Here is a 25,285-nt window from a genome sequence, read left to right as displayed (position 1 = left end):
GACTCATGGCCGGTAACGACGCGGACTCCGGAAACGCTTACGCTGCGGACCCCGCGCGTCTGCACAGTGGTATACGGCAGATCGAGAGCATCACTTCCTTCGCCCAGTCGATGCTGAAGGACTTCATCAACGAGGTGAACGAGACCAAGGGCTGGCCGGGCGAGAACGACAGTTTCGCCAAGCAGGTCGGCCCGCGTGAGGTGAAGGAGCGCGAGGGCTCGATCGAGACCCTCCAGTCGATCTCCGACGCCATCGGCTCCATCGCCGACGGAACCACCACCAACCTCAAGAACATCACGGGCACTCAGGACGGGAACCTGGCTGCCATCCACGACTCGGCTCGTGGTGCGAACCAACGCGGAAGGCACTGAGACACTCCCATGGCCATCATGGCTTCGAAGAAGCTGAATGACCTTCTGTTCGTCCTCATCGGGGAGAGGCTCCTCCAGGCGAACGAGGATCTGGCCTTCGACAGCCATAAGCCGCTCAAGGCGCTCAGCGGTAATGCCCGGGACCTGTCCGACATCATCGAGCAGTCCGTCCTGGGCACGAGCCGGTCCCTGCCGCCCCAGGTGGGCAGGCAGTACAGAAAAGCGATGAACCTGTTCGTGCAGGACGGCGGCACGAACCACCTGAAGGAGTTCGCCGACCAGGTCGACGAGATCGCCGACAGCCGGATCGCCACCTCGCTGAACATCGCCGAGTCCAAGCGGGCGATCATCGCCGAGGTGATCCGGCTGATGATCGAGCTCCTCATCGACGCGGTGCTCGCCGTCTTCAGCGGAGGGGCGTCGGCGGGCAGGGCGGCGGTCGCCAAGGCCCGCAGCAGGATGCTCGTTCTGACGGTCCTGGACACCCTGTTGTCGCGGACGCATCTGCTGCCCACGTTGAGTGAGGCGTTCGAAGAGGCGTTCATGGCGTTCGCCGTGCGGCTCTCCATGTTGCTGGCGCCGCCGAAGGGTGTCAGGCCCAAGGGGTTCGACTGGAAGTCGATTCTCCAGGACGGCGCGTTGGGCGGCCTGGCGGCGATCTTCCACGGGGGGATATCCAAGGCCCTCGGCATCGACGACCTGTTCAAGAAGGTCGCCAAGGGGGACTTCAATCTCTTCAAGGACTTCCCGGGCGACGTCTCCTCGAAAGTGGACGTCCCACGGGGAATCGGTGGGAAGAACTCGTCCGACCTCGGCGGGAAGAACTCGCCCGACATGGGTGGGAAGACGTCTGCCGCACCGGATGCCGACGTCTCGTCGTCCCCCCACTGGGGGGACTCGCCTGGCGCCGATCTGGGCAAGGGGCCGGGGCAGGTCGGGAAGAACACGCCGGGTGTCCCCGACACCACCCCCTCTCCGTCCAGGCTGGACAGGTCCGCCGGCCGGGCCTGGTCGGAGATCAAGGACTTCCTCGCGGGGGGCGGCTCGGAGGCCCTCGCGGAGGGTGCGCTGCTCGGCGGGATGAGCTGGGAAAGCTTCGTAGGCGCGGGCGTCAGCGACAAGGCCATGCAGGTGCTGAGCGCCGGTACGCAGAGCGCGGGGCAGTGGCTGAACAAGACCTTCTCCCTCGGCGACTCCCCCGTTCTGTCCGGTGTCGACGGCATCGGCAGCGACGCGGACGGCGCGCCTCGGGGCGCGGGGGGCACCGCAGGCGCTGGCGCGCCCTCGGGCACGCCGGCCGCCGGAGCGCGCGGAGCGGGATCCGCCGGCCGCCCGGACACCGGCGAGGGCACGCAGATCGACGACGTGCAGGTCGGCGGCTCCGGGGTGCGCACCACCAGCATCGACGCCCCGGACGCGGGCACCGCGAACTCCCAGCGGTCCGACGTGCCCGGCGCGGATTCCACCGACGTCGACGCCCCGCACGTCAACACCCCCGCCCCGCACGCGGCGGCCGGCCAGGGGCCTGCCACCCAGGTTCCTGGCACTTCCAACACGCACGCCTCGGCCGGCCAGGGGCCTGCTACACACGCTCCCGGCACTTCCAACACGCACGCGGCATCCACCCAGGGTCCCGCGACCCACACCCCCGGCACCTCCAACACCCACGCCCCGGACGGCAGCACAGCGCGCAGCGGGGGCGGCAGGCCGGCCACCGTGTCGGACGACCCCGCTCAGGATCAGACGCACGGGCACGTTCCGGCGAGGAGCGTGGGGGACGAGACGTCCCCTCTCGGCGGCAAGGGCGCTGGCACCGGCAGCAGCAACGACGGCGACGTCAGCACAGGCGGCGACACCGTCGTCGACGCGGATCAGGCGAACGGGACGCTCGGGGGGGACCAGCCGGCCGGGAGTGGGTACACCTCCCAGCACGGCAGCACCGACGTCCCGGCGTCGGACGTGACCGTGGAACAGGGGCGGCCGGTCGACTCCCCTGCCACCCCGGACACGCCGGCTCTCGCAGGCGGCGACACCGTCGTCAACACGGATCAGGCGAACGGGACGCTGGGGGCGGACCAGCCGGCCGGGAGTGGGTACACCTCCCAGCACGGCAGCACCGACGTCCCGGCGTCGGACGTGACCGTGGAACAGGGGCGGCCGGTCGACTCCCCTGCCACCCCGGACACGCCGACGTCCCTCGAGCCGGCCCCTCCCGCGACGTCGCCTGTGGGCCCGGCGGTGACGCCTTCGGCAGCACCCACATCGACATCGTCGGCCACACTCACCCCGGCCACAGCGCCCTCCACACCTGCGCCCGCCACTGCATCCTCGCCGTCACCCGCACCCGTCACCTCCGTTTCGCCGTCGGCCACACCCACCCCGGCCCCGGCGCCTTCCACACCCCACACCTCATCGGTGGCCGGCGGCACCCCGCCCCGCTCGGGCGCCGATGGCGCCGAGTCCGCACGCTCCAGGCCGGCCGACCGTTCCGGCAAGGTCTCCGAAGGGAGCCTGCCACCCGGCGAGATCGCTACCGAGAGCGCAGCCGGGCTGTCCGAGACCATTGGTCAGATGCCGGAGGCGGAGGCCGCGACGACGGCACCCGCATCCGATGCGGAGAACGAGACCACGGACGCCGCACAATCCGGCCCCGTACCGGTCTCCCGTCCCACCATGGAGTCCGCACCTGCCGTGGTGAGTTCCGGCCCAGCGGACGACGGCCCCCGGAAGTCTCCATTCGAATCGGCCATCGAGGCGCCGAACAAGGGCGGCGAGCACACGCGGGCCTTCGATTTGCTCGGCGAAGCCGGCCATCACACCGACAGTGTGAAGGCTCCTCTTGGGGCAGGGGGTTTGTCGAAGTCGTGGGACAAGCTGGGAGTGCGGTACCAGCAGGAGATAGTGCAGCTGGTTGGTAAGGGCCTTGGGCGGGCCGCCGACGAGGACCTGGCGGAGCGGGTAGCGGAAGGCTACGAGGCTCTTGACCCCGCGTGGCACGCCCAGCCGCTGACACGTCGGGCGGATCTGGTCACGACGTGGGTGGCCACAAACGGCAGGACGCACTTCGTCGGAGTGGGGGGCGCCCCTAGTAAGAAACCGAAGGCGGAGGTGGCTGCCGGGGCGGGTGGCAGTGGTTCTGGTGGGCGGGCTGCCGGTGGGTCGAGGGCCGGTGCTTCTGGTGCGCAGGGTGTTCCTGGTGTGCAGGGTGGTTCGTCGTCGGGTGGCGTGCGGTTGGTTCCGGTGGCTGAGGCTCGTTTGGGGTCTTTCTCGCGTCAGCCTGAGGGTGTGGGCATGGTGGGTGTGGTGCCGGCGACGTTGGACGGGCCGCCGCTCCATGAGATTGCTGAGCGTTATGTGTCGGGGTTCGCTGGTGGTGAGCGGGAGGCTCGGAAGAAGTTTGCCCTGGTCATCGGTGTCAATGTGTGGAGTGGTGAGCGGGACGCTCAGGCGCGGGTGGCGGCGAAGGTCAGGGAGTTTCAGCAGAATTGGAAGGGTGATCGTTTTCCGGTAGCGGTTGCTGGGTTCGTGTGGTCGAGTCCGAAGGTGAAGTCTGCTTCGGATATTCAGCAGACGACGATTCCGTATGGGGAGATCAGGCAGCATGTGGTGAAGCAGGGTGCTGTCGCTGATTTCGTGAACAGTATGCGGGCGGTGGATGATTCCCGGGATGTGTATCTGCATACGGGGGATAGTGATACTGCTTCGTTTGTGACTCATGATGGTCCGTTGTTCACGGGTGCGGGAGGTTATCTTGCGGGTTCGCCGCGGGATGTGCTGAGTGGTGGTTATCGGGCGCCGGATGATGCGAATGCGTTGGTGAAGCTTGCTGCTGATGCGGATCTGGCGGTGCGTGATGTGTTGTCGGCCGAGGTTCCCCGGGCGGTTTACTACCCTGAGCCTAATACTTTTGTGAAGATCCCTGTTGGTTACGCGGGTCTTGAGGACGGGGTGGGCTTTGGATCGGGGAGTAAGGAGGGGCAACAGCTAACGGACTCTATTTTTGAGGCGCGTTCTCATTCCGCTGTGTGGGATGGTGCGGAGTTCCGTTCGGGTATGGCGATTGCCACGGATATGGGTCGTATCGGTCGGAAGGTTGGGCATTTCGCGGCGGGTTCGCCTGTGACGGACGAGACTTTGTCGAAGGTTTTCGAGCTGACTCAGAGTCATGCGAACCCGACGGAGTGGGCGGGCCGGATGGTGGCGTCCTATGGGTTGCCCAATGATCACAAGATTCCGTTGACGGAATTCTTCAGGCGGCATGCGACGGAAGCGGCCAAGATTTCCAGTTGGCATGCCGGGGGGAAGGCGAAGGGTCCGGCTGCGTTGCGGAAGGCCCTGCGGAAGCAGGTCGAGAATGATTTCGACAGGTCTCCGGTGCTGAGTGGCTCGCAGCAGAGTCATATGTTGCGGGAAGTGGCGGTCGAGAGCAAGGTTGCGCTGCTGGAGAAGCTGGTCGAGGGGTATGGCCATCTGACGGGGACGGCTGGAGGGCAGCAGGGCGGGCAGCCGTCACACGGTGGTACACCACGGCGGCATGAGTCGAGTGGCAAGCGGCCTGCGCGAGAAGTCCGGCACGATCCGAAGCCGGTCACTGAGAGCCCGTCGGCGGGTCGTACTGATGGCAATTCTTCGTCGAGGAGCTCTAGCCATTCTCGGCCGTCTCAGGGTGGGCAGTGGCAGGAGTCGGGTAGGGGTGGGGGTTCTTCGTCGAGGAGCTCTAGCCATTCTCGGCCGTCTCAGGGTGGGCAGTGGCAGGAGTCGGGTAGGGGTGGGGGTTCTTCGTCGAGGAGTTCCAGTCATTCTCGGCCGTCTCACACGGGGCAGTGGCAGGAGCCGCGTGGTGGTGTCCCGGTTGGCGGGGGTATAGAGACCGAGGGGGAGACGCCGTTGTCGGCGTTTCTTCCGGAGAACCAGTGGTGGCGCCTTTTCATCGATCCTCGTCATCATGGTGCTGCGTTGCGTGCGTACCGGGCTGATCCGCGTCGGTATCGGGATGTGGGTCGGTACTACGACGTGGGGTCGGAGTCGGGGGAGGTCACTCCTGGCTGGCAGGAGAGCATGACGGGAGCCTATCGGGCCGTTTTGAATGATGTGCGTGCGCTTGAGATGCGGTTGGATTCGCGGGCGTACAAGCGTATGCATGAGCGGGTTACGCGTCATGTGCCGCAGGAGTTCTGGTGGTCGGGTGCGGGCACGGGGTCGACTTTCTTTCCGGTCCGTGCGGAAAGCTTGGCTCCCGATTTGCTTGAGGAGAGGCTGCTCGGTCGTCCGCTCGTTGTGGATCCGCTGACGTATGCGTGGGGGCGAAGGGACAACCTGCCGCTGGTCTACCTGGAACGTCGCAGGTGGAAGGGGCAGTTGACTCTCCAGACTGTCTACGGTCAGAGTGAAGCTGCGCATCTGGTGGACGCAGTCTTCGACCGGTATTACCAAGAGGTCGCGGCCGCTAGGAATGACGATATGCTTCTGGCTGCTATCGCCAGGACTATTCGCGCTCTTCAGGTGATCCATCCGTTCTCTGATGCGAATCGCAGGCTTAATGTTCAGCTTTTGCTGCCGAGGCTGCTGTTGTCTCATGGTCTGCCTCCGGTCATCTCGGAGGATTTGCACGTTCTTTTCCAGGGTGGGCTCACTGTCCCTCAGATGGTCGCCTCGCTCAAACAGTCGCTGAGAATGTGGGAGGGCGACGACACTAATCCGACTACTGAGAGCGCGGAGTCGGAGTACGCAGGGGATCCCGGGGTGGGGGCGTCCGTTCCGGGGGCTCTTTCGACGGTTGGATCCACCGCGCCCACCCTCGACGCCGACGCCGACGCCGACGCCGATGCGGATGCGGATGCCGGCTCTGCGCTGGTGTCGCGTGTGGTGATGCGGCCGGTCGGTGGTTCCGACGCGGATCAGGAGTCGGTACGGACCCTTGACGGCCGCACGGTGCCGGATCGGTTGGTGCGGCGTTATGCGGTGCTGGAGGGGCAAGGCGAGAGTGCCCGTCTTGTCGGGATGGGCTCTCATTCGGCACTTGAACAGGCAGAACGTGCTGACCGGGTGCCGGTGGTGGTGGATGCCAAGGAGTACCTGGATTACGACCCTGTCCTCAAGGACCTCGGTGGGTCGGTCCGGCCCCGGGCTTGGGGCGATGACGTGTCCTACTGGTTCGGGCATGGCGCTGGTGCCGGGATGCGGTTGGCCCGTGAGGATGGCACGAGTGAGGATGTCGGCGGTGCGGAGTTCGCGCGTGCTCTGACGCGGTGGAGCGATCTCGGGCCGCGGGAGCGGCAGATTGTGCTGTACTCGTGTAAGGCTGGTCGGCCGCCTGAGCGTGGTGGAGTGCCTGTCGCGCAGCATGTGGCGAATGTGACGGGGCGTGTGGTGCATGCTCCGACAACTGATGTGGGAACGGCCGTGGACGAGACCGGCAGGGTCCGGCCCGTCCTGCACCTGGACGAGAACGGCGTACCCGGCTCCTGGGCCGTCTTCACACCGCGACCCTCGAACGAACAACTCGACCAGCCTGCGCACACCACCGGACTGGGCGAGGACCCGGGCCCGGCAGAAACCCCGCACGACCAAGCCCCACTTACCAACCTGACCGCCCACAACACCCCCACCCGCACCGCGACCGACCCGTCAAGCCAACAGCGCGCCGAGGCAGACTCCGGCCATGACCGGACGCGGTGGGGTGCGGCGCCCGCGCCGGACACCGTTGCAACGGCCACCCCGTATGGGCGTGCACACGCCGTGGTCAGTGAGGCCCCGAAACCTGAAGGCTCTCGCCGCGATCCGTGGCGCCCGGTGAGCACGCAGTGGACCGAGGTTTCCGGGGGCCGGACACGTACGATCGGCCGGGATTACAGGCCGCCGTCTCGCCGGCGGAATGAGAGGGAAGATCTTCCCCTCGAGATGGATTCTTGGGCGATCGTGGGAAGCGACGAGAGCCGGGGAGAAGCGAAGGCAGAGGTAAGTCTGAGGAAGGTGCCGTGGTCGAGTGCGGCATCTCCGTTCTTCGTCAGGGCGTCGGGCGATCCAGACGGTGTCTGGGTGGCGCGCGGTGATAATACGTCCAAGAAGTTGAGTGCTGAAGATTTTGCGGATGTTCTTGCTCGTGATCCCGATGTGGGGAATTTGCCGCCCGGTGCGCCGATAGTTTTCGTGATGCCGTTTGGTGGTGCCCAGGACCTTGTCCTGCCGCGTGCGATAGCGGCCAGGACAGGACGCGACGTCTGGTCGTTCAGCGGCGATATGCGTGTGACTAACCTCCCTGGTATGAGGCGTAAGGCGCTGGCGGTCACCCTGGACGACGGCCAGCCGGTCGGGGACTGGATTGTCAGCCGACCGGGAGACCTACCTAGGACAACGGCGGGTCGGGGTGGCCCGGCTGCTCGCGGTGACGCAATCCGCACGTTGGAGGGGGGCTTGGTCCCGGACAACGCCGTCCACACCGTCACCATCGTCGACAAGGACGGACGTTCGGTGGGCCGTGCCTCGTTCACCGCGAACGAGCTGGTGAAGCGTGAGCCAGCGCACCGAATGCTGCATAAGGCTACGAAGTTCGTGCCGTACGAGGCAGACATGACGGTGTCGGAGATCGGCAGGGTGCCATGGGCCGACGCCGGGTTGACTCCCTACTTCTGGAGTGGCCACGGACAACCGGATTTTGTGGAAGTGGTGCTGCGTGACGGCAGCAAAGCACAGATGGACGGCCGGGAGCTCGGCCGCCATCTGAAGCGGCGCCCCAGCCTTTCCAGGCTGGATAAAGAGGGCAAGAAGGCCCCGATTGTGCTGCTTTCCTGCAATACGGCGAAATCGTTTCTCGGTATGCGGCCGGTAGCGTCGTTCGTTGCCGAAGAGACCGGGCGTGAGGTGTTCGCGCCGACCGGTGAGATGAATTCCTATCTCCATTTGATGCCTGGTACCCGGTGGGAGCGGTTCGCGCCAGAAACGTCGGCTACTCCTTCAGTGGAATCGTCCGGTCGGGGACTGTCGCGCAGGTTCCATAAGGACGCTTCTCGTACGGGTACGGAATTGGCCCAACTGCTGTCGGCCCAGTTGATGGGGGTGCCGACCGCTGACCGGGCCAAGCTGGTGGAGAGGTGGACGGGATCGTCGTCGAAACATCGTCTGTTCGATGACTGGAACCGATTCGCAAAAAAGAATTCAGACGTTGCCAAGGACGTTCTCATCGAGGCGCGCCGCCAGGTTCCGGTAGAGCTCGGTTCCATGGAGAACGTGTTCAAGCTGGCTTATGTCCAGCTTGGGGATCGGGAACGGCGTCTGCCTGCCAGGCAGCAGGCCGATCTGCTTGTCAAGCTGGCGCTGGCTGGACGTAAATACGTCATGGATGGCGGGGCGCCCACCGAAGGTGACTCCACGCTGCGGCTGGTCATGCCGGAGGAGGCCCCGGCCGCTTTCGAGCCCGCCCTCGACGAGTTGAGCGAGAGCGGCGAGGATCGGTGGAGCCGTGAGCCGACTGGCGGTGCCCCGCACCGCTCGGATGCCGGTGCTGCCTCCGGGGCGCCTGGGAGGGGGGCTACCACCGCTTCTCCGCCTCAGTCGTGGGATGAGTTGTCGCCGGAGGACCGCCAGAGCCTGCGGGACCTGGTCGGGGACATTCTCTTTGATGACGACGACGACCTGATGGCTGCGGTCGAGGCGGGATACAGGGCTCTCGGCCCTGAGTGGTACGCGCAGTCGTTGCAGAAGCGGGCACAGCTGGTCGCGACGTGGGTGGCCACGAACGGCAGCACGCATTTCCTCGGGGCCGAGGGCGCGGGGCAGGACGAGGGCCGGCCGGCTGGGAGCCCCCGTTCCGGGAATGACGAGTCGCTGCTCGGCGGACCCCTCTTCGACGAACCCACGGTCCACGACGATCCGCGGACGTTGTCCTCCGGATTCGACGACGATGACGACATCGGCGGGCCCGCGGTCGATGACCCGGCAGTGCACGATGATCCGCGAATGTTGTCTTCCGGACTCGATCAGGACGATGACGACATCGTCGGAGGAATCGCGGCCGACTCTTCCCCGGCCGCCGACTCGTTCGAGAAGTTCGTGAGGCTCGTGGAGCCGCTGCGCACATATCTCATGGACAGCGAGGACCCGTTCACACGGGACATCCAGCTTGTGGTGATGGCCCGGCCAGGCGGGTCGACCCTCGCGGAGTTGTGGAACGGTCATGTGGGCCATGCCTCCGTCGGCATCCTGTTGCCGGGGCGGGCGGATCCGGTGGTCATCGGCTTCTACCCGGCGGTGGAGAACGGCGTCTTCTCCGTTCCCGGCACCGTCATCGGCGAGCAGGACGGCCTGCTCCTCGACCCGCATGTCCGGATCCTTCAGACCCACTCGATCAACGCTGACCAACTGCTGCGTGTGTTCCACTACGTCTCGCGTAACTTCGAGACTTCCTACGACCTGTTGCGCCGCAACTGTGTGGGTTTCGTCAAGGGGGTCACATTCGCCGCGCTGGGGCGCGGCCAGTCGGGTCTTCGAGGGAACACGCCGAACGGTCTCATCGGAGAGTCACGGGCCTCCGACTGGCGGTGGGCGGACAGCGCGGCGCCGGTCACCGAACTCCGCCCGGGCGAAAGGTACGCGTTGTCCGACGCGAACCTGTACATGCAGATGATCAGGCGGACCGATGACTCGCTGCACGACCGGGCGATGGCCTGGGCACGGACGCGGGTTGCGCTGGAACACCAGCGTCCGCTGGTCATCGGCACGCCGACCGAGGTGCAGCAGGCGCAACTCGACCTCCTGGGCTCCTTCAGCACATTGATCGCCCACCAGCTGGTGGTGAGTGAGGACGAGGAGTCCGCACAAGCTCTGTCCCGGCGCCTCGGCGAGGCCTACGGCACCCTGCGGCCCGATTTCGCCGCCGCCACGAAATCCCCGGAGACACTGGACGAGCTGTGGCGTGACCAGAACGGCGTACCGGTCCCGGCCCTGAAGCCCCACGACGAGTCGCCGGCCCCCTTCAACCCCGACGACGCCGACGACCGGGAAGTACTCTTCGACGCCGAGGCGCAAGACTCGCCCCCCGGCGAAACCACCACACCCGCGAACGTCCCGGCCGACATCTCCGTGGACACGGCCGATGAGGCACCGGAGGCCGAGGCCCAGGAGACTGCAACCCCCGAGGTTGAAACCCCCGAGGTTGAAACCCCCGAGGTTGAAACCCCCGAGGTTGAGGACCCGGGAGTTGGCCGCCATCCAGACGCCCCCGCCGTGCAGGAGTGGGGGGGACCCGGCGGCAACACGCTCCTGGATGACGAGGCATTGCGCAGCGTGGTCCTGCCTGACACGGACGGCACCCGGGGAGATGTCCGGGCAAGCGTGGCCCTCACGAGCGAGCACGCCGATGCGGTCCTCGCGGCCGCACGCAGGCAGTCCGCCGCGGGCATCATCCCGCAGGAGTCGGTGGACGGGCTCGTGGAGTTCGTGAAGCTCGTGGAACCGTTGCGGGCCCATGTGATGGACAGCGAGGACCCGTACTGGCGGGACATCCAGATGGTCGTGATGGCCCGGCCGAGTGGGTCGACTCTCGCGGAGTTGTGGGACGGTCATGTGGGTCACGCCTCCGTCGGCATCCTGTTGCCGGGGCGGAAGGACCCGGTGGTGATCGGCTTCTATCCGGCCGTGGACAGCGGTGTCTTCTCCGTTCCCGGCACCGTCACCGGTGAACGGGACGGGCTCCTCTTCGACCGGGGCACTCGCATCACCCACGTCCAGTCGATCAACGCGATGGAGTTGGCTCAGGCGCTCGTCTACACCGCCAAGAACTTCGAGGCCTCCTACAACCTGGCGCTCTACAACTGCGTTTCGTTCGTCAAGGGGTTCACCACCGAGGCACTCGGGCGGGACCTGTTCAACCGGCAGATCCACGCACCCGACCAGCTCATCGCCTCGACGCGCAAGGCTTCGCACTGGCGGTGGGCGGACAGCAAGGCGCCGGTCACCGAACTCCGCCCGGACGACAAGGCGATGTTCAACGAGGCCGACCGGTACATGAAGGTCGCCGACCCGGACGACCGGTTCACACAGGCGGTGAGCTGGGCGTGGAACCGGGTGGCGTTGGAGCACCAGCGTCCGCTGGTCATCGGCACGCCGACCGAGGTGCAGCAGGCGCAACTCGACCTCCTGGAGTCCTTCACCACGTTGCTCGCCCACGAGTTGCTCACGGGGAACGAGGCCTCCGCAGAGGCCCTGTCCCGGCGCCTGGGCGAGTCCTACGGCACCCTGCGGCCCGATTTCGCCGCAGCCATGGAGCCATCGCGCATACTGGACGAGCTGTGGCGTGACCAGAACGGCGTGCCGGTCCCGGCCCTGAAGCCCCACGACGAGTCACCGGTCGCCTCCAACCCCGACGACGTCGGCGAACGGGAAGTACTCTTCGACGCCGACGCGGAAGACCCGACCGGCAACGAGACCACCACATCCGCGAACACCGCCGCGGACACGGCCCGCCCGGGCGCCCCGGCGCCGTTCACACCGGACTCCGACCCCGAGGTTTCCCACACCGAGGACTCCGACCGCGAGCGCTCCGACACGGCCCAGGACTCGGACTCCGACTCCGAGGACACCGGCTCCTTCTCGGACCACCTCGTGGACTCCGCGGCCCCCGGCTCCCGGCGGCCCGCCCCACCGGTGTCCGCCACCACCTTCACACCGGCCGCCACACCAGCACCCGGCAACGTCGAATCCGGCCCGGTTCCGGACAGCGCCTCCCCGGTGGAACCCAGCCGCGAGGTCCCTGTGTCCGAACCCGCGGGGGGTGCGCTGAGCGGGAGTGGCGGCGCGGCACAGGAGCCCGATTTCGAACTGGCCCGCACGGACGACCCGCTGGACGGGCAACAGGCCGAAGCGGTCCTCCAGGGTGCCCTGGACCTCGTGAAGATCGGGCAGTTCAGCGCTGCCCGGGTGATGGTGCAGAGGCTGGGCGAGCGGGCCGAGAGGCTCGCCGGACAGGCCGGCCACGCCGATGCGATGGCCCTGCACCAGCAGGCTGCAGGGTCGGTCGCCGGTGTCACCGAGCTTTACCAGCAACCAGGCATCGCGGACGAACTGGGTCTTCGCGAGCCACCCAAGGCTCTCAACTTCTTCTGGGCAGGCCGGCCCATGGAGCCCGCCACCGTGCGGAACATGACGCAGTGGGCGGAGAAGGCCCGCCGGTCCGGCTGGCAGATGCGGATCTGGACGGACACGGCGCCCGGGCCCGGCGGGCGGGCGGTCAGCACCTGGGACTCCCAGGTGAGGGCCGATCTGATCGCCCGGGGCGTTGAGTTCAAGGAGATCGCCGAGGTACTCCCGCTCAAGCAGCCGGCGCGAACGGGTGTCTTCGGTGCCTTCGGTCGGAAGCCCACCGACGACATCGCGGATCCTTCTCTGGCCAAGCTGCGCGACATCTACGCGAACGCCCGTACGGAGCGGGGGGCCCTGCCGGTCGCCTCTGACGCCGCCCGTTACGCCGTCTTGAAGGTCGGCGGTGGTTTCTATGCGGACGTGCACATAGCCCCCGGGTCGGTCGATCTCGACCAGCCGCCGCGGAAGACGGGGCCCGACGACGTTCCCATCGTCGGGCCGATGATCCGGGACAGCCGCGAGTTCCTGCGGATCCGGAGCGAGGTCGCGGAGAAGCTCGGCACCTCCGCCGACCAGGTCGCGATGGAACAGGTCGCGGCACACCTGCTCGCGAACGGCGAGTTCGGGAACCACTTCTTCGGCGTGCCGCCGCGATCGCGGTTCGTCGATCGCGTCATCACGGAGATCCCGGATTCCGCCCGGGACTTCGCCGGACCTGAGCTGGTCGGCAACGGTACGGCCCTGACCGGGGCCCACGTGCTGGCGAGGGCCGCCTACAGGCACGTGTCGTCCTACGGTCTCGGCGACGTGACCGCCACGGAGCTGGGAGCCGCTCTCGACCCGGTCGAGGTCTCGCGGTGGGCCGCTCTCGACTGGGTGACGGCCGAGAGCGACAACCACGGGTACGAGCAGGGCACACCGTCGCGGATCCCGGCCGAGGCCGGGCCGCCTGACGACGCCGGGACGCGGTCGCGCACGGCGTCCGCGCCGGACGACGTTGCGACAGCCGCCTCGTCCGGACCCGCCGAAGGGGACGCCACGATCCGGCTGGTCGCGCCGGAGGAGGCCCCGGCCGGCTTCGAGCCCGGCTTCGACGAGTTGACCGAGAGCGGCGAGGAGCGGCAGGACCGTGAGCTGGCCGACAGCGACCTGACCGAGGACATGCGGCGCCGGCTCGACCGGCGCGAGGTCCTGGAGGCCACGGTGCGGGTCCGGGACCTGCGCGGGCTGCGGTTCACCGCCGAACCTCACTGGCGTTCGGACACCCGGGTCCAGGTCGGCTCGCTGAACCTGAGCCACCTGGACCGGGCGACGCTGGTGATGCAGGCGCGGGGCCTCGACGACGACCTGGCCGCCGCGCTGTACAAGCGGCTCGACGACGAGGCAGCAGCTCCCGTGCGGGTACTGGTGCAACCGGGGTACGCCTCGGGGGACCAGTTCGGTGTCGCCGCGGCCCTGATTGCTGACCCGAACCTGCACGTGGTTCTGGTCGGCGGGGCGGAGGGCAAGCCGGATCGGAGTGATGCCATCGCCGCCTTCTACCAAGGAAGCGGCATTCCGGCGTCGCAGGTGTTCCGGGTTGCAGCCAACCGGGGTGAGACGGCCGTCATGGCGGGCAACAGGGCGGCGGAGCAGTTCCTCAACTCCACCAGTCCCCATCTGTCTTCCAAGCAGAAGAAGAAGGCCACCCTCAGTGTGGCAGGCAGCACGCTTTGGGTAGCCCGCAACTTCACCGTCGGTGTACGTCGGGCGGTGCGCAAGGCATGGCAGGTAGATGACGCCGGGTTCCCGCGGCGAACCCAGGAGGCGGTCGGAGCATGGCTGGGCGCCCAGGGAGTGGTGCCGTCGAAGCAGCGGGACACGATCGTCCTGTGGTCGCGGTTCAGCGGCAAGACGGGCGACGCGCACCCGGAGCACGACACGTCCTACGAGGGTATGCGGCAGATCCTGAAGCGGCTGGCGGCAGAGTCGGCCGACCGCGGACAACGGCCGCTGGTGGTGATCGCGGGCGACGCGTACGCCAACCCGAGGAGCAAGGACAAGTACCGGGAGATGGCCTGGATGGCCCGCCGGGAGGGCCTGGAAGTACGTGACCTGACTGATTTCTGGAAGAGTGACAGGAGGGCCCTGCGGACGTGGGGCGGCGATGACCGCATCGGTCAGCTGAAGCTCTACGAGTACCTGCACCGGCACAGCCGCAGCCTGCGCCACCTGGGGTTCCGCAGCGGGAACCTGGAGGCCCTCGCACTGGTCGGTCACACCGTCCGGTACATGGAGGAGCCGAACAGCTTGGGTGGCGACCGGATGGTGGCCTGGCACGCTGCCACCAATTCGACGCGCACCGAACAAGGAGCGCTGGCCACCGGGTACGAACGCCTGTTGGTGGCAGAGCTTCCCACCCGCACTGGGAAGTGGATGAAGCGGGGACAGGCCATGGCCATCCAGATGCTGTCCGCCGCCCCCCGGAACAACAGACTGCCGGACCTCAGCCATCCGGCGTGGCTGCATGGGCCCAGCATGCAGCCGAAGCCCTACAAGGAACTCGCCCAGCTCGAGAAGGGGTTCGGCCGGGAGGACCTGCGGCAGATCACCGAGTACCTGCTGCCCAGGCGTACCCGCACCGCGACGGTCGGCCATGGCGTGCCGGGGCACGATCGCACCCATCCCGGCGAGCCCTCTTCGTCCGGGAGCGGGAACCACAACAGGTCACATGGTGGTGCGCGGGCGAACGAGCCGTACACGAGTGGGGTACGCCACGGCGCGGACCAAGGCGGTCGGCGGCAGGAGCCGAGCAGGGGCGGGGGCCGCCACGGTTTCGAGTCGATCAGTGAGGGCCTGGTACAGAGGCCTGCCGGGCGGGGGGCGGCAGAGGGGCGTGTGGAAGGGCGCGAGGAGGGGGCGTCCCTTACGGGAACCCTCTCGTCGGTCGGGTCCCTGGCGTCTGCTCCCGTCTCAGGCGCGGACTCCGCAGTGCTGTCGCGCGTGGTGATGCGCCCTGTGAGTGGCTCCGGTGCGGGTGAGGCGTCGGTGCGGACGCTGGACGGCCGCTTGGTGCCGGACGTGGTGGTGCGGCGCTATGCGGTGCGGGAGGGGCGGGGTGAGGGGGCCCGTCTGGTCGGGTTGGGTTCGCATTCGGCCTCTGATCAGGAGCAGCGTGCGGAGCGGTGGCCACTCGTGGTGGCCAGTGGGCAGTTCGCGCACTACGACGGCGTCAAGAAGAGTTTTGTCGGGGACGGGCCCCGCGACTGGAACGGTGATGCCACGCACTGGTTCGGCCATGGCACTCCTTCCGGGATGGAACTGGCCCGCGAGGACGGCACGAGCTTCGCCGTCGGCGGTCCGGAGTTCGGCCGTGCCCTGCAACGCTGGGTGGACCTCGGGCCGCGGGAGCGGCCGATCGTGCTGTACTCGTGTGAGACCGGCCGGCCGCCCGAGCGCGGCGGACTGCCTGTCGCGCAGCACGTGGCGAACGTGACGGGGCGTGTCGTCCATGCTCCGACGACCGACGTGGGAACGGCGAAGGACAGGACCGGCAGGGTCCGGCCGGTGCTGTATCTGGACGAGAACGGCGCGCGGGGCTCGTGGGCCGTCTTCACACCGGAAGCCTCGGGCGAACGGCTTGACGAGCCAGCGCGCGCTGCCGGGCCGCACGAGGGCCCGGCGGCCGTGGACGTTCCGCGGGACCACGCCACGTCCGCCCCTCTGACCGCCCCCGACGACACCACCTCTGGCGACGCCACCTCCACGAGCTCCGTCCCGGCGCGCGAACATGCCTCCGACGCGCAGCCCACCCAGGGACACGACGAGAGCGTCGACGGGCACGTCGAGAGCGCCGAGGACGGCCCGTCGGTGCACACGGCCGAAACCGCGGGCGCCTTCGGAACCATCGAGCAACTGGCACCGTCGGGCCGCCGACCCGGCCTCGACGTGCTTGAGGTCGCGCCGGGTGGGGACGGCTTCTTCACCGCCGTGATCGTCAGCGCGGCGCGGCAGCACCCTGACTCCCCACTGGGCGAGACCACGGTGGGCGAGTTGCGGGAGAAAGCGGCGGATTGGTTCGCCGGGTCCCAGGCGCGCGCGGAGATCGACGCGCTGGGCACGGACCCACTGGAGACACTGCTCCAGGATCTCGACACGGCCACTCTCCGCCACGTCCTGAACAGCCCGGACCTGCCACAGCTGAGCTCCGAGCAGCGGGCCGGGATCGCGGACGGCGTCACCCGGCAGGTGGAAGGGGACCGTGCGGCCGGACGCACCACCGACCTGGAAGCGGTGCGGGCCCGGCTCACGGATCAGGCCCACAGGGACCTGCTGCGCGGCCAACTCCGGTTCGAACTCAGCCTGGGAGGCCCCGGGGCACAGCGGCACTGGGACCGGATGCTCGACGCCGCCTACCCGCGGTGGGCGGCGGACGGCATGGCACCGACCCTCGACGAGATCAGGGGTATGTCCACGGCGGACCTGGTGGAGCGGGCCATCCGCGACGCCCGCCTGTGGAACACACCGTTCTTCGACGACGCGATAGCGGCGGTCGCCGGATACACGAACATGCACGTGGTGGTGGCACAGGACGATCCTGTGCGGGACATATCGCTGGGCGACACCGCGAGCAGCACCCTGTACGTGCACTACAACGGGATCGACCACTACTCGGCCGTGGCCCTGTCGGCCCGTCAGGGCGGCTCGGCGCCGTCGACATCGGATGCCACCCCCGACCCGGGGCCGGTCTCCGACCCCGAGCACCCAGAGGCACACGAGGAACCCGAAGGATCCTCGGACTCGTCCCCCGACTCCAAGGACTCCGCCCCCTCCCCGGACCACCACTCCGCGCGCGCCGACCACCGGCAACCCGTCCCGCCATCGCCCGCCACCACACCCGGACCGACAGCACCGAATCCCGTGCAACAGGTCGGGTTCGACGATGACCCCCTGGCCGAGTCGGAGCAGGACGCCGACTCCCCGCCCGGGAACCGTCCCCTGGCACCGGCCTTCGACGCGCTGAGCGAGAGCGGTAAGGAGGGGGAAGGCCATGAGCTGGCCGACAGTGACCTGACGGAGTACATGCGACGCAGGCTCGACCGGCCGCGTGTGCTGAACACCGTGGTGCGGGTCCGGGATCTGGCGGGGCTGCGGTACACGCCTCAGCCCGGTTGGCGTCCGGACACGCAGGTCCGGGTCGGTTCCTTGAGCCTGAGCCACCTCGACCGGGCCCTTCTGGTCCTGCGGACGCCGGGGATCGACGACGACCTGGCAGCCGGCCTGAGCAGGCGGCTGGACGACTCGGCGCCGGCGCCCAGGAGAGTGCTGGTGCAGCAGGGTTTCGCCACCGGGGACCAGTTCGGTATCGCCGCGTCGCTGATCGCCGATCCGAACCTGCACGTCGTGATCGTCGCCGGGCTCGGGAAGCCCAGCAAGACCCAGTCCGTGGCCCGGTTCTACCGGGACAGCGGCATCCCCGGCGAACAGATCCACGTGGTCGAGGCCAACGGGCGCCGTCCCGACGAGGTGGGACAGCGGGAAGCCGAGAAGATCCTGGGCCGCAAGCTGCCCGGCCGTTTCAGTGACCACAGTGACGTCCTGATGCGGATCAGGGGCGGCACGCACTGGGTCGCCCACAACTTCACCGTCGGTGTCCGCCGGGCGGTACGCAAGGCGTGGCGGGTGGACGACGCGGGGTTCCTGCCGAACGTCCAGGACGCGGTCGGCAGGTGGCTGGGCGCCCAAGGGGTCGTGCCGTCGAAGCAGCAGGACACGATCGTCCTGTGGTCGCGGTTCAGCGGCAAGACGGGCAACGCGCACCCCGAGCACGACACGTCCTACGAGGGCATGCGCCAGATCCTGAAGCAACTGACGGCACGGTCGGCCGAAAGCGGGGAACGCCCACTCGTGGTGATCACGGGCGACGCGTTCGGCGATCCGGAGCACAGGGACAAGTACCGGCAGATCGTGCGGGAGGCCCGGCTCAAGGGCCTGAACGTCCGCAACCTGACCGACTTCTGGAAGGGTGACAAGGAGGCCCTGCGGACGTGGGGCGGCGACGACCGCATCGGTCAGCTGAAGCTCTACGAGTACCTGCACCGCAACAGCCGCAACCTGCGTCACCTGGGAATGCGGAGCGGGAACCTGGAGTCGTTCGCGCTGATCGGCCACACCGTCCGGTACATGGAGGAGCAGGACGCCGTGGACGGGGTCCGGATGGCGGAGTGGCACGCCGCCGAGAACTCGTCGCGCACCGCGTGGGGGGCGCTTGCCCCGGGTTACGAGCGGATCCTGCTCAAGGAGCCGCCGACCCGGACGGGCAAGGTGATCGCCCGACAACGTGCGTGGAACGTGCAGACGGGCAACCCCAATGCGCACACCTGGTTCTCACCGTCGACGTTCGTCAGGCCGCCGTGGATGCTCGGCACGCCTCATCGGCAGCCCAAACCCGCGAAGTTCTTCGACCGCGCCCGCAAGGGGTTCTCGGGCCGTGACCTCCAGCAGATCACCGACTATCTGCTGCCGCCGCGGGCGGGTTCGGGAGGGCACGGTCAGGCTGTGCCCGGCCCGGTCCCTCCGGTCGCGTCGCCGTGGTACGGCAGCAAGGGGCACGGCCAGCCGTCGTACGGTGCCTCGTGGGGCACGGCGGGGACTCCGGCAACCGGTATGTGGGTTCATGCCAAGCCGGCCGACAGCGGCCTGCTGGATCGCCTGTTGCGCAGCCTCAACCTGTCCGGGGAGCCGGGCGCCGTGGGGCCTCGGGAACACGGTCGGGAGACGTTCGGACCGGCACCGGAGAGCCCGGTCACGCCGGTGGCGGCCCATCGTGCCGACGCCCTGACCGATGTCGAGGACCCCTTCGATGCCGATCAGGCGCGGCGCTCGAAGATCCGCAAGCTGAGCACCGAGATCGGCAAGGTGCTGGACGATCCCGCTCTCGACCCTGTGCGGCGCCAGGTAGAGGCGGCCCGGTTGGCCGCCCAGGTGGCCCGGCTCAGGGAGGCCCTGCTCGACACCGACCTGACGGCGTTCCTGACTAGTCCCGACGCCGAGCTGGAACTGGGTCTCGAAGACCGAAAGGAGCGCATCCGCACCCTGCGCAACTCCCTGGCCGGCCGGTCACCCGGCAGCCGCCACTTCCAGGACCTGGCGGAAGAGCTGGCGGTGTTGCAGGCCGAGGCCGCCCGGATCCGTGCCGAGCAGAGGCTGCGCGAGGACGGGGCCTCGCACACCCAGCGGATGGTGCCCGGTGCCGTGGACAGGCGGATCACCAACCTGTTGCTCTCGGGGGAGGACCCCGAGGACGCGCTCCAGAAGATGTGGTCCGAGATCTCCAGTCTGTCGGCGCAGAGCCGACGTCTTGCCACCACAGAGCGGGGCGGAACGCAGCCGTCGGACGGTAACCGTCAGGAGCGCCAGCTCGTCGAGAAACGCTTGCAGCGCGCCGAGGAGGACGAGCGCGTCTACAAGGCGCTGGCCCGGCGGCAGGGCGTGTGGAACCGGGTGGACGAGGCCTTGGCCCTGAACCTGGTGTTGGCCGAGCGGCGGGCGAGGAGGTTCGGGTCGCGGGACATGCTCGCGGCCCGTGACCGGATCACCTCCGCCCCGGCCACGGCTCAGCTCTACCCCCTTCAGGACGCCGATGCCGAGTCGTTCCTCGCAACCGTGCACCAGCATCTGGCGGAGGGTATGTCCCTCGTCAGCAATGTCAGGCTGGACAGCAGGGTGGGCGGGCGCTCGCTGCTCTCCGCGCTGACCGCCGGGCCCGATGTGGCGGTCGGTGAGGTGCTGGCGGGCGCCGCGGGCGCGCCGCCGGTGGACAAGGCCGACAAGCGGACGCTGCCGGCCGCGCTGGTTTCCACGCGGTTCCAGCAGGGTGGCGTCCGGCGTCTGGGCGGCGCGGTCATCCACTGGAAGCCGGAGGTCCGTGGGCGGACCGTCCACACTGCCACCGCTGACGGTGTCCACGGGCCTGCGGGCCCCGGTCACGGCGCGACGTTGTCCTCGCTGTATCCCCTGCTCTCCCATGGCGACTCCGACGCCGTACGCCTCGCCCTCGCCGAGGCGACGGACTTCGCGTCCGACCGCGAGCTGCGCCGCCGGTTCGCCGCGCGACGGCCGGCCACGGACGCCCACTTCGGGGCGCTGATCCACGGTGATCTCCGCTGGCGGGACGTGGCGAAGGTCGTGCTGACGCACTCGGACGCGGCGTCCGAGCAGCAGGCGCGGCTGGACAAGCAGCAGCTGGAGCAGTTCGCCCAAGGGCACGGCCTGCGTCTGCGGGTCGAGCTGAGGCGTGTCCCGGCCGCGCGGCCGGAGGCTTCCGGGCCCCGGCAGGATCCGTCGCAGCCGGCGAGCACACCGCTGACGGCGAACACCGCTCGCGGGACGCGGACGATCGGCCGGGACTACACACCGCTCACCGAGCGCGAGGAAGGGGGACTCGACGGGCTCGTCACGCACGAGGTGATGATCGCGAAGGAGCGGAAACAGGGCTACACCTTCACGAGGTCCCGGGCGCCCTGGTCGGCCCCGGACGCCCCTCCGCCGTTCATCGTCAAGGCCCTGGGCACTCCCCAGGGCATCACGGTCCAGCTCGGCAACGGCACGACTGAGACCTTGAGTCCCGGGGAGTTCGCCGACCGGCTGGCGGCGGACCCCGACCTGCGGCGGGCGGGGCAGGGTACGCCCCTCGTCCTGGCCGTGCCCTTCGGCGGCGCGCACGGGCTCGAACTGCCCCGTCTGGTGGCGGCCAGGACTGGACGCGAGGTGTGGTCGTTCAGCGGGCCGATCGAGGTGCTTCCCGCTGATGGCAGGGGATGGATTATCACGCAGTTCCAGCCGGCCACCAAGGTGGAACCGGTCGGCAGCTGGATCGTCAGCAGGCCGGGCGACCTGCCGCGCCGGGACGGCGGGGCGGTCGGCACTGCGCCGTCGCGCGGTGTCCTCCGCACGATCGACGGAGCCGCGGTCCTGGACACCGATGTGGTCACCCACACGATCATCGGTCCCGACAACCGTTCGATGGGCCGTGCCTCGCATGATCCGGCCAGCCTGGCAGAGCGCGAGGAGGACCTTCAGCAGTTGTACAAGCTTGACAGCTTCCGCCCGGCGAAGCTGGTCGACGGCAAGTTGAAAGTCACCACGCGGCAGTACCAGAAGCTGCCTTGGGCAGGCCGCAAACCGTACATCCTCAATGCCCATGGCACATCGACTTCGGTGTTCCTCGAGACGGCCGTCGGGGGGCGGAAGCAGGGACGGGGCCGCTCCGCGTTGCGTACCGTGCAGGTGGACGGCAGGGTGCTCGGCCGTTACCTGCGGCGGCGCCCGAGCCTGTCCAGCCTGTCCCCCGAGACACCCGTCGTGCTGATGTCCTGCTTGACGGGAGACGGGACGGCGAACGGCGAGTCACCGGTGGCGCAGCTCGTCGCCGACGAGACCGGCCGGGTGGTGTACGCCCCCACCGGGCCGTCAGACGTAACCGGCAATGTGGCACCGGGGATGAAGAAGCTCACCCCCGGCTGGGAGCGGTTCGACCCGCGCACGGGGCCCGTCCCGGGTGCGGCGAACGCCGGGCCGTCCCGCGCCACCGCCACACGAAACACTCCGGCGCGCGGTGCGCATCACCGGCCCGCCGACCTCGTGCTCACCGACCCGGAGGCCGATTGGCACCCCGCCGGGCAGGACACGGAGGTCAGCACGCCCGACGGCGCAGTGCCGACGCCGCCGGACGAGACCTCCGAGCCCGCGGGCCAGGAACCCGTGGTATCCACGGACCGGCGATTGGAAGGAACAGCGGAGCCGGAATCGGAGCCGGAGCCGGTCGTGCCGGCGGACACCGCGCAGGAGTCGGACCCCGACCAGCAGGCGGACCCTGCACAGGACGCGGACCCTGCACAGGACGCGGACCCCGCCCCCGACCAGGACCCGGAGCCGGCCTACACCCTGTCAGGACCCTCCGAACTGACCGCCGGAGACGGGACCCTGCTGGAGATTCGGGAGGCCGAGGGCGCGGGCAACGGTTTCGTCGACGCGCTGGCCGAGACCCTCGGGCAGGACGAGCAGCGGTTGCGCGGACTTTCCCGGCAGCCGGGGGAGACCGTCGCCGACACGCTGCGGCGCACCCTGTCGGACGGGCTCAGGGAGACCGACCTGCCGCTGGACGCTCCGCTGCCTCTCGACGGTGTGGTGGTCTCCGCCGACACGCTTGCGGCGGCCGGGATCCCCCTGGGACCGACCCAGCGTGCCCAGGCCGCGATGCTCGGAGACCGGCTGCCCCTCGCCGAGGCCGGGCTGACCCCTCACCAGCAACTCGCCGTCCTGCTGAGGTCACCCGACAACTGGAACGACACGGTGACCCAGGTGGCCGCGAGCGTCGCGGCCAGGACGCTGCCGGTCGGCCTCGACCTGGTGGACACCCGCAGCGGTGCGGTGACGCGCTTCCCCGGCGCGGACGGGCAGGCGCCGGTGGTGCTGGCGACGGACGGAAGCGGCTTCCGGTCGGCCTTGCCCAAGGCCGACCGGCACAGTCCCGAGGCACCTCCGGTGTTCCACACGATCAGGGACACGGACGGCCGGGTGATCGGTGCGGCGAAGCTGACCGAGACGGAGTGGAGGCAGACGGGGAAGCTGCTCGGCAGCCTCGCCAAGGCCCAGCGGTTCCGGACCAAGAGCGCCGAGGGCACCGGCTCGGACCGCACCTGGGCACTGCCCTGGCGGCGGGGCGGTACCGACAAGGAACCGTTCTTCGTCGTCGCCCACGGCGACACGCTGCTCCGGGAGGACGGTTCCGTCGACCCGGACGACGCCTCCTCGGTGGGCAGAGAGCTGGGCAAACTGCCGGATTCCACGCCCATCGTGCTGGTCGCCTGCGACTCGGGCGCGCAGCGGCGCGACTCGTCCGGGTTGGTCTCCCCGGCACGGGCCCAGACGATCGCCGATGTCAGCCGCCGCCCGGTGTTCGCGCCGACGGTCAACGTGGGTGTGGAGCGCAGGGCCGACGGCAGCACCATGCTGTATCTGAGGGCGCTCGGCGCGGATGACGGGGAAGCCCGGTTCCGGCTGTTCAAGCCGGGGGCGGGCACGACGTCCGACCGGGCGGGTGGCATGGACGTCGAGACGGACGACACGGGTGCCGTGCTGGACGACCCGTCCCAGGAGATTCTGGAGTCGGCGGAGTTCCCGGACGTACTCCCGTCCTACTGGCCCGAAGGCTTGTCAACGCCAGTCCTGGAGATGATCGCTGGTCCGGCAGGTCCACAGCCGATGATGGTCGCTGGTCCGGCTGATCTGTACGGGATGACGCTTCCTGGCCCGTATGGTCTAACCCAGTGGATGGTCACTAATCCGTACGGTGAGCTGGTCCAGGTGAAGGCCCCAGGCCCCCTTGGTCTGGTCCCGATGAAGTTCGTCGGTCCGCACGGCACAAGACTGGTGGACGCCGTCGGTCCGAATGGTAAGCGAATGCAGGTGATGGTCGCTGGCCCGAATGGTTCGTTCCGGGTCCCGACGAAGCCGAAACACAAGATGACGTACAACGACGATGACTTCTCGGACGCCGAGGTGGAGGACACCCATCCGGATGACGGGTCATACAAGGAGCCAGAGTCGGACGATGCGTACTATTCGGCGATGGACGAATATCCCAGGAAGGTCACGAAGCAGCCGCAGCCGACGGCTGGCTTCGGCAAGAGCCGATACGGACTACACCCGGATAAGTTGCCCGTGTTCCGGTGGAGCGGGCCAACGGACTTGCCGATCATGTACCGCGCGGACAGGGAACTGCTGTACAGGTATGACACCCGTCACTGGGACACCATTTTCAATGACGGCTTCGAGTCCTGGACCGAAAAGCGTCCGCGAAGTCTGGCGCACTATCGGGTGCACCTGGTGAAGTCTGGCTTCGTCAGCACCTCCAGAGGGAAGAACAAATTTATCCCGAAGTGGGCTGAAGTAGCAAAGGGATCGCATCAGTTCTATCGTTACGTCATCGATGCACCGGGCGGAATTGACCTGGTGGCCACCATGAAGAAGTGGCAAGGCTGGCTCTTCGAGCAGGAAGTGATGTTCTGGAAGGGCGTTCGTCCGAGGTACATCAAGCAGGTCGACGTGTTGGAGTATTCCGGCCCCGAAAAGGTCAGCCCCACAAACAAGCCCCGGGTGCTCAAGACAATCAAGCGTGAAGATTGGTTGCAGCAGTTCGAGAACGGGGGTCGGACTATGCCGGACCACTCCTGGCGCGGCCCGAGTGGGCTGAAGCTGAGCAGCGATAACAACCGGGAGGCAAAGTTCTTCCACGACAAGCTGCGCAGAGTCGAACCGGTGATCGACCGAAAGATGCACAAGGCTTACTCGAGATGCACTGGCGGCTTCACTTACTTCAAAACCCTTATGGAAAAGAACAAGGTGAAACTCCACCTGGCATTGCAGTTTCACGAGAACCCCAAACTCTCCATTCGGCAGGCCAAGCGTGGAGTCCGGAACGCGATCAGCTTCACGGTCGAGTCCAGTCACGAGGACAGGTACACGTCGCACGTCGACGAGATGGTCGATCAGATGAAACGCATCGGGTTCGAGCCGGTGTCCTACCAGAATGCGTGGAATTCACCCCGAAGTGGGGGGTTCGTAACCATCTGGCGCGACACGGAGAGTGATATGTTTTTCGAGGTCAAATTCCACACGCCGGCCAGCTATCGAGCCGGCCGCCGGACGGAGAGCCTGACCGAGAAGTCCCTTCTCCCCCGGACAAGTGCGGCGGAACTGAAGTCAATTGAGGAGCAATGCATTGAGGTTTTCAGGCATGTCAGCGTGCCACGGGGCGCGCGTCATTTGAAGCTGTGAGCACGGTGCGGGAGACGCTG

Annotated in this window: 2 protein-coding genes; both read left to right on the top strand. The window is 68.1% G+C overall.

Translation table 11 applies throughout. The features are described from left to right. Positions 1-5 precede the first annotated feature (5 nt). Positions 6-371, top strand: a complete 366-nt coding sequence (locus ACSMXW_RS11975; RefSeq protein ID WP_485805976.1) for a hypothetical protein — start codon at positions 6-8, stop codon at positions 369-371. 18 nt (positions 372-389) lie between these two features. Beyond that, positions 390-25,265 (top strand): lonely Cys domain-containing protein, encoded by a 24,876-nt coding sequence (locus tag ACSMXW_RS11970; protein ID WP_485805974.1) that lies wholly within the window; start codon positions 390-392, stop codon positions 25,263-25,265. Positions 25,266-25,285: the final 20 nt, after the last annotated feature.

The sequence above is a fragment of the Streptomyces sp. DSM 116793 genome (assembly GCF_057320905.1).
Note: the sequence above shows the minus strand (reverse complement) of the source record. Positions and strands in the feature narration are given on the sequence as shown.

Bases quoted from the DNA above. Each gene is read 5' to 3' on its own strand.
- ACSMXW_RS11975 (WP_485805976.1), top strand. From the start codon at position 6: ATGGCCGGTAACGACGCGGACTCCGGAAACGCTTACGCTGCGGACCCC.
- ACSMXW_RS11970 (WP_485805974.1), top strand. From the start codon at position 390: ATGGCTTCGAAGAAGCTGAATGACCTTCTGTTCGTCCTCATCGGGGAG.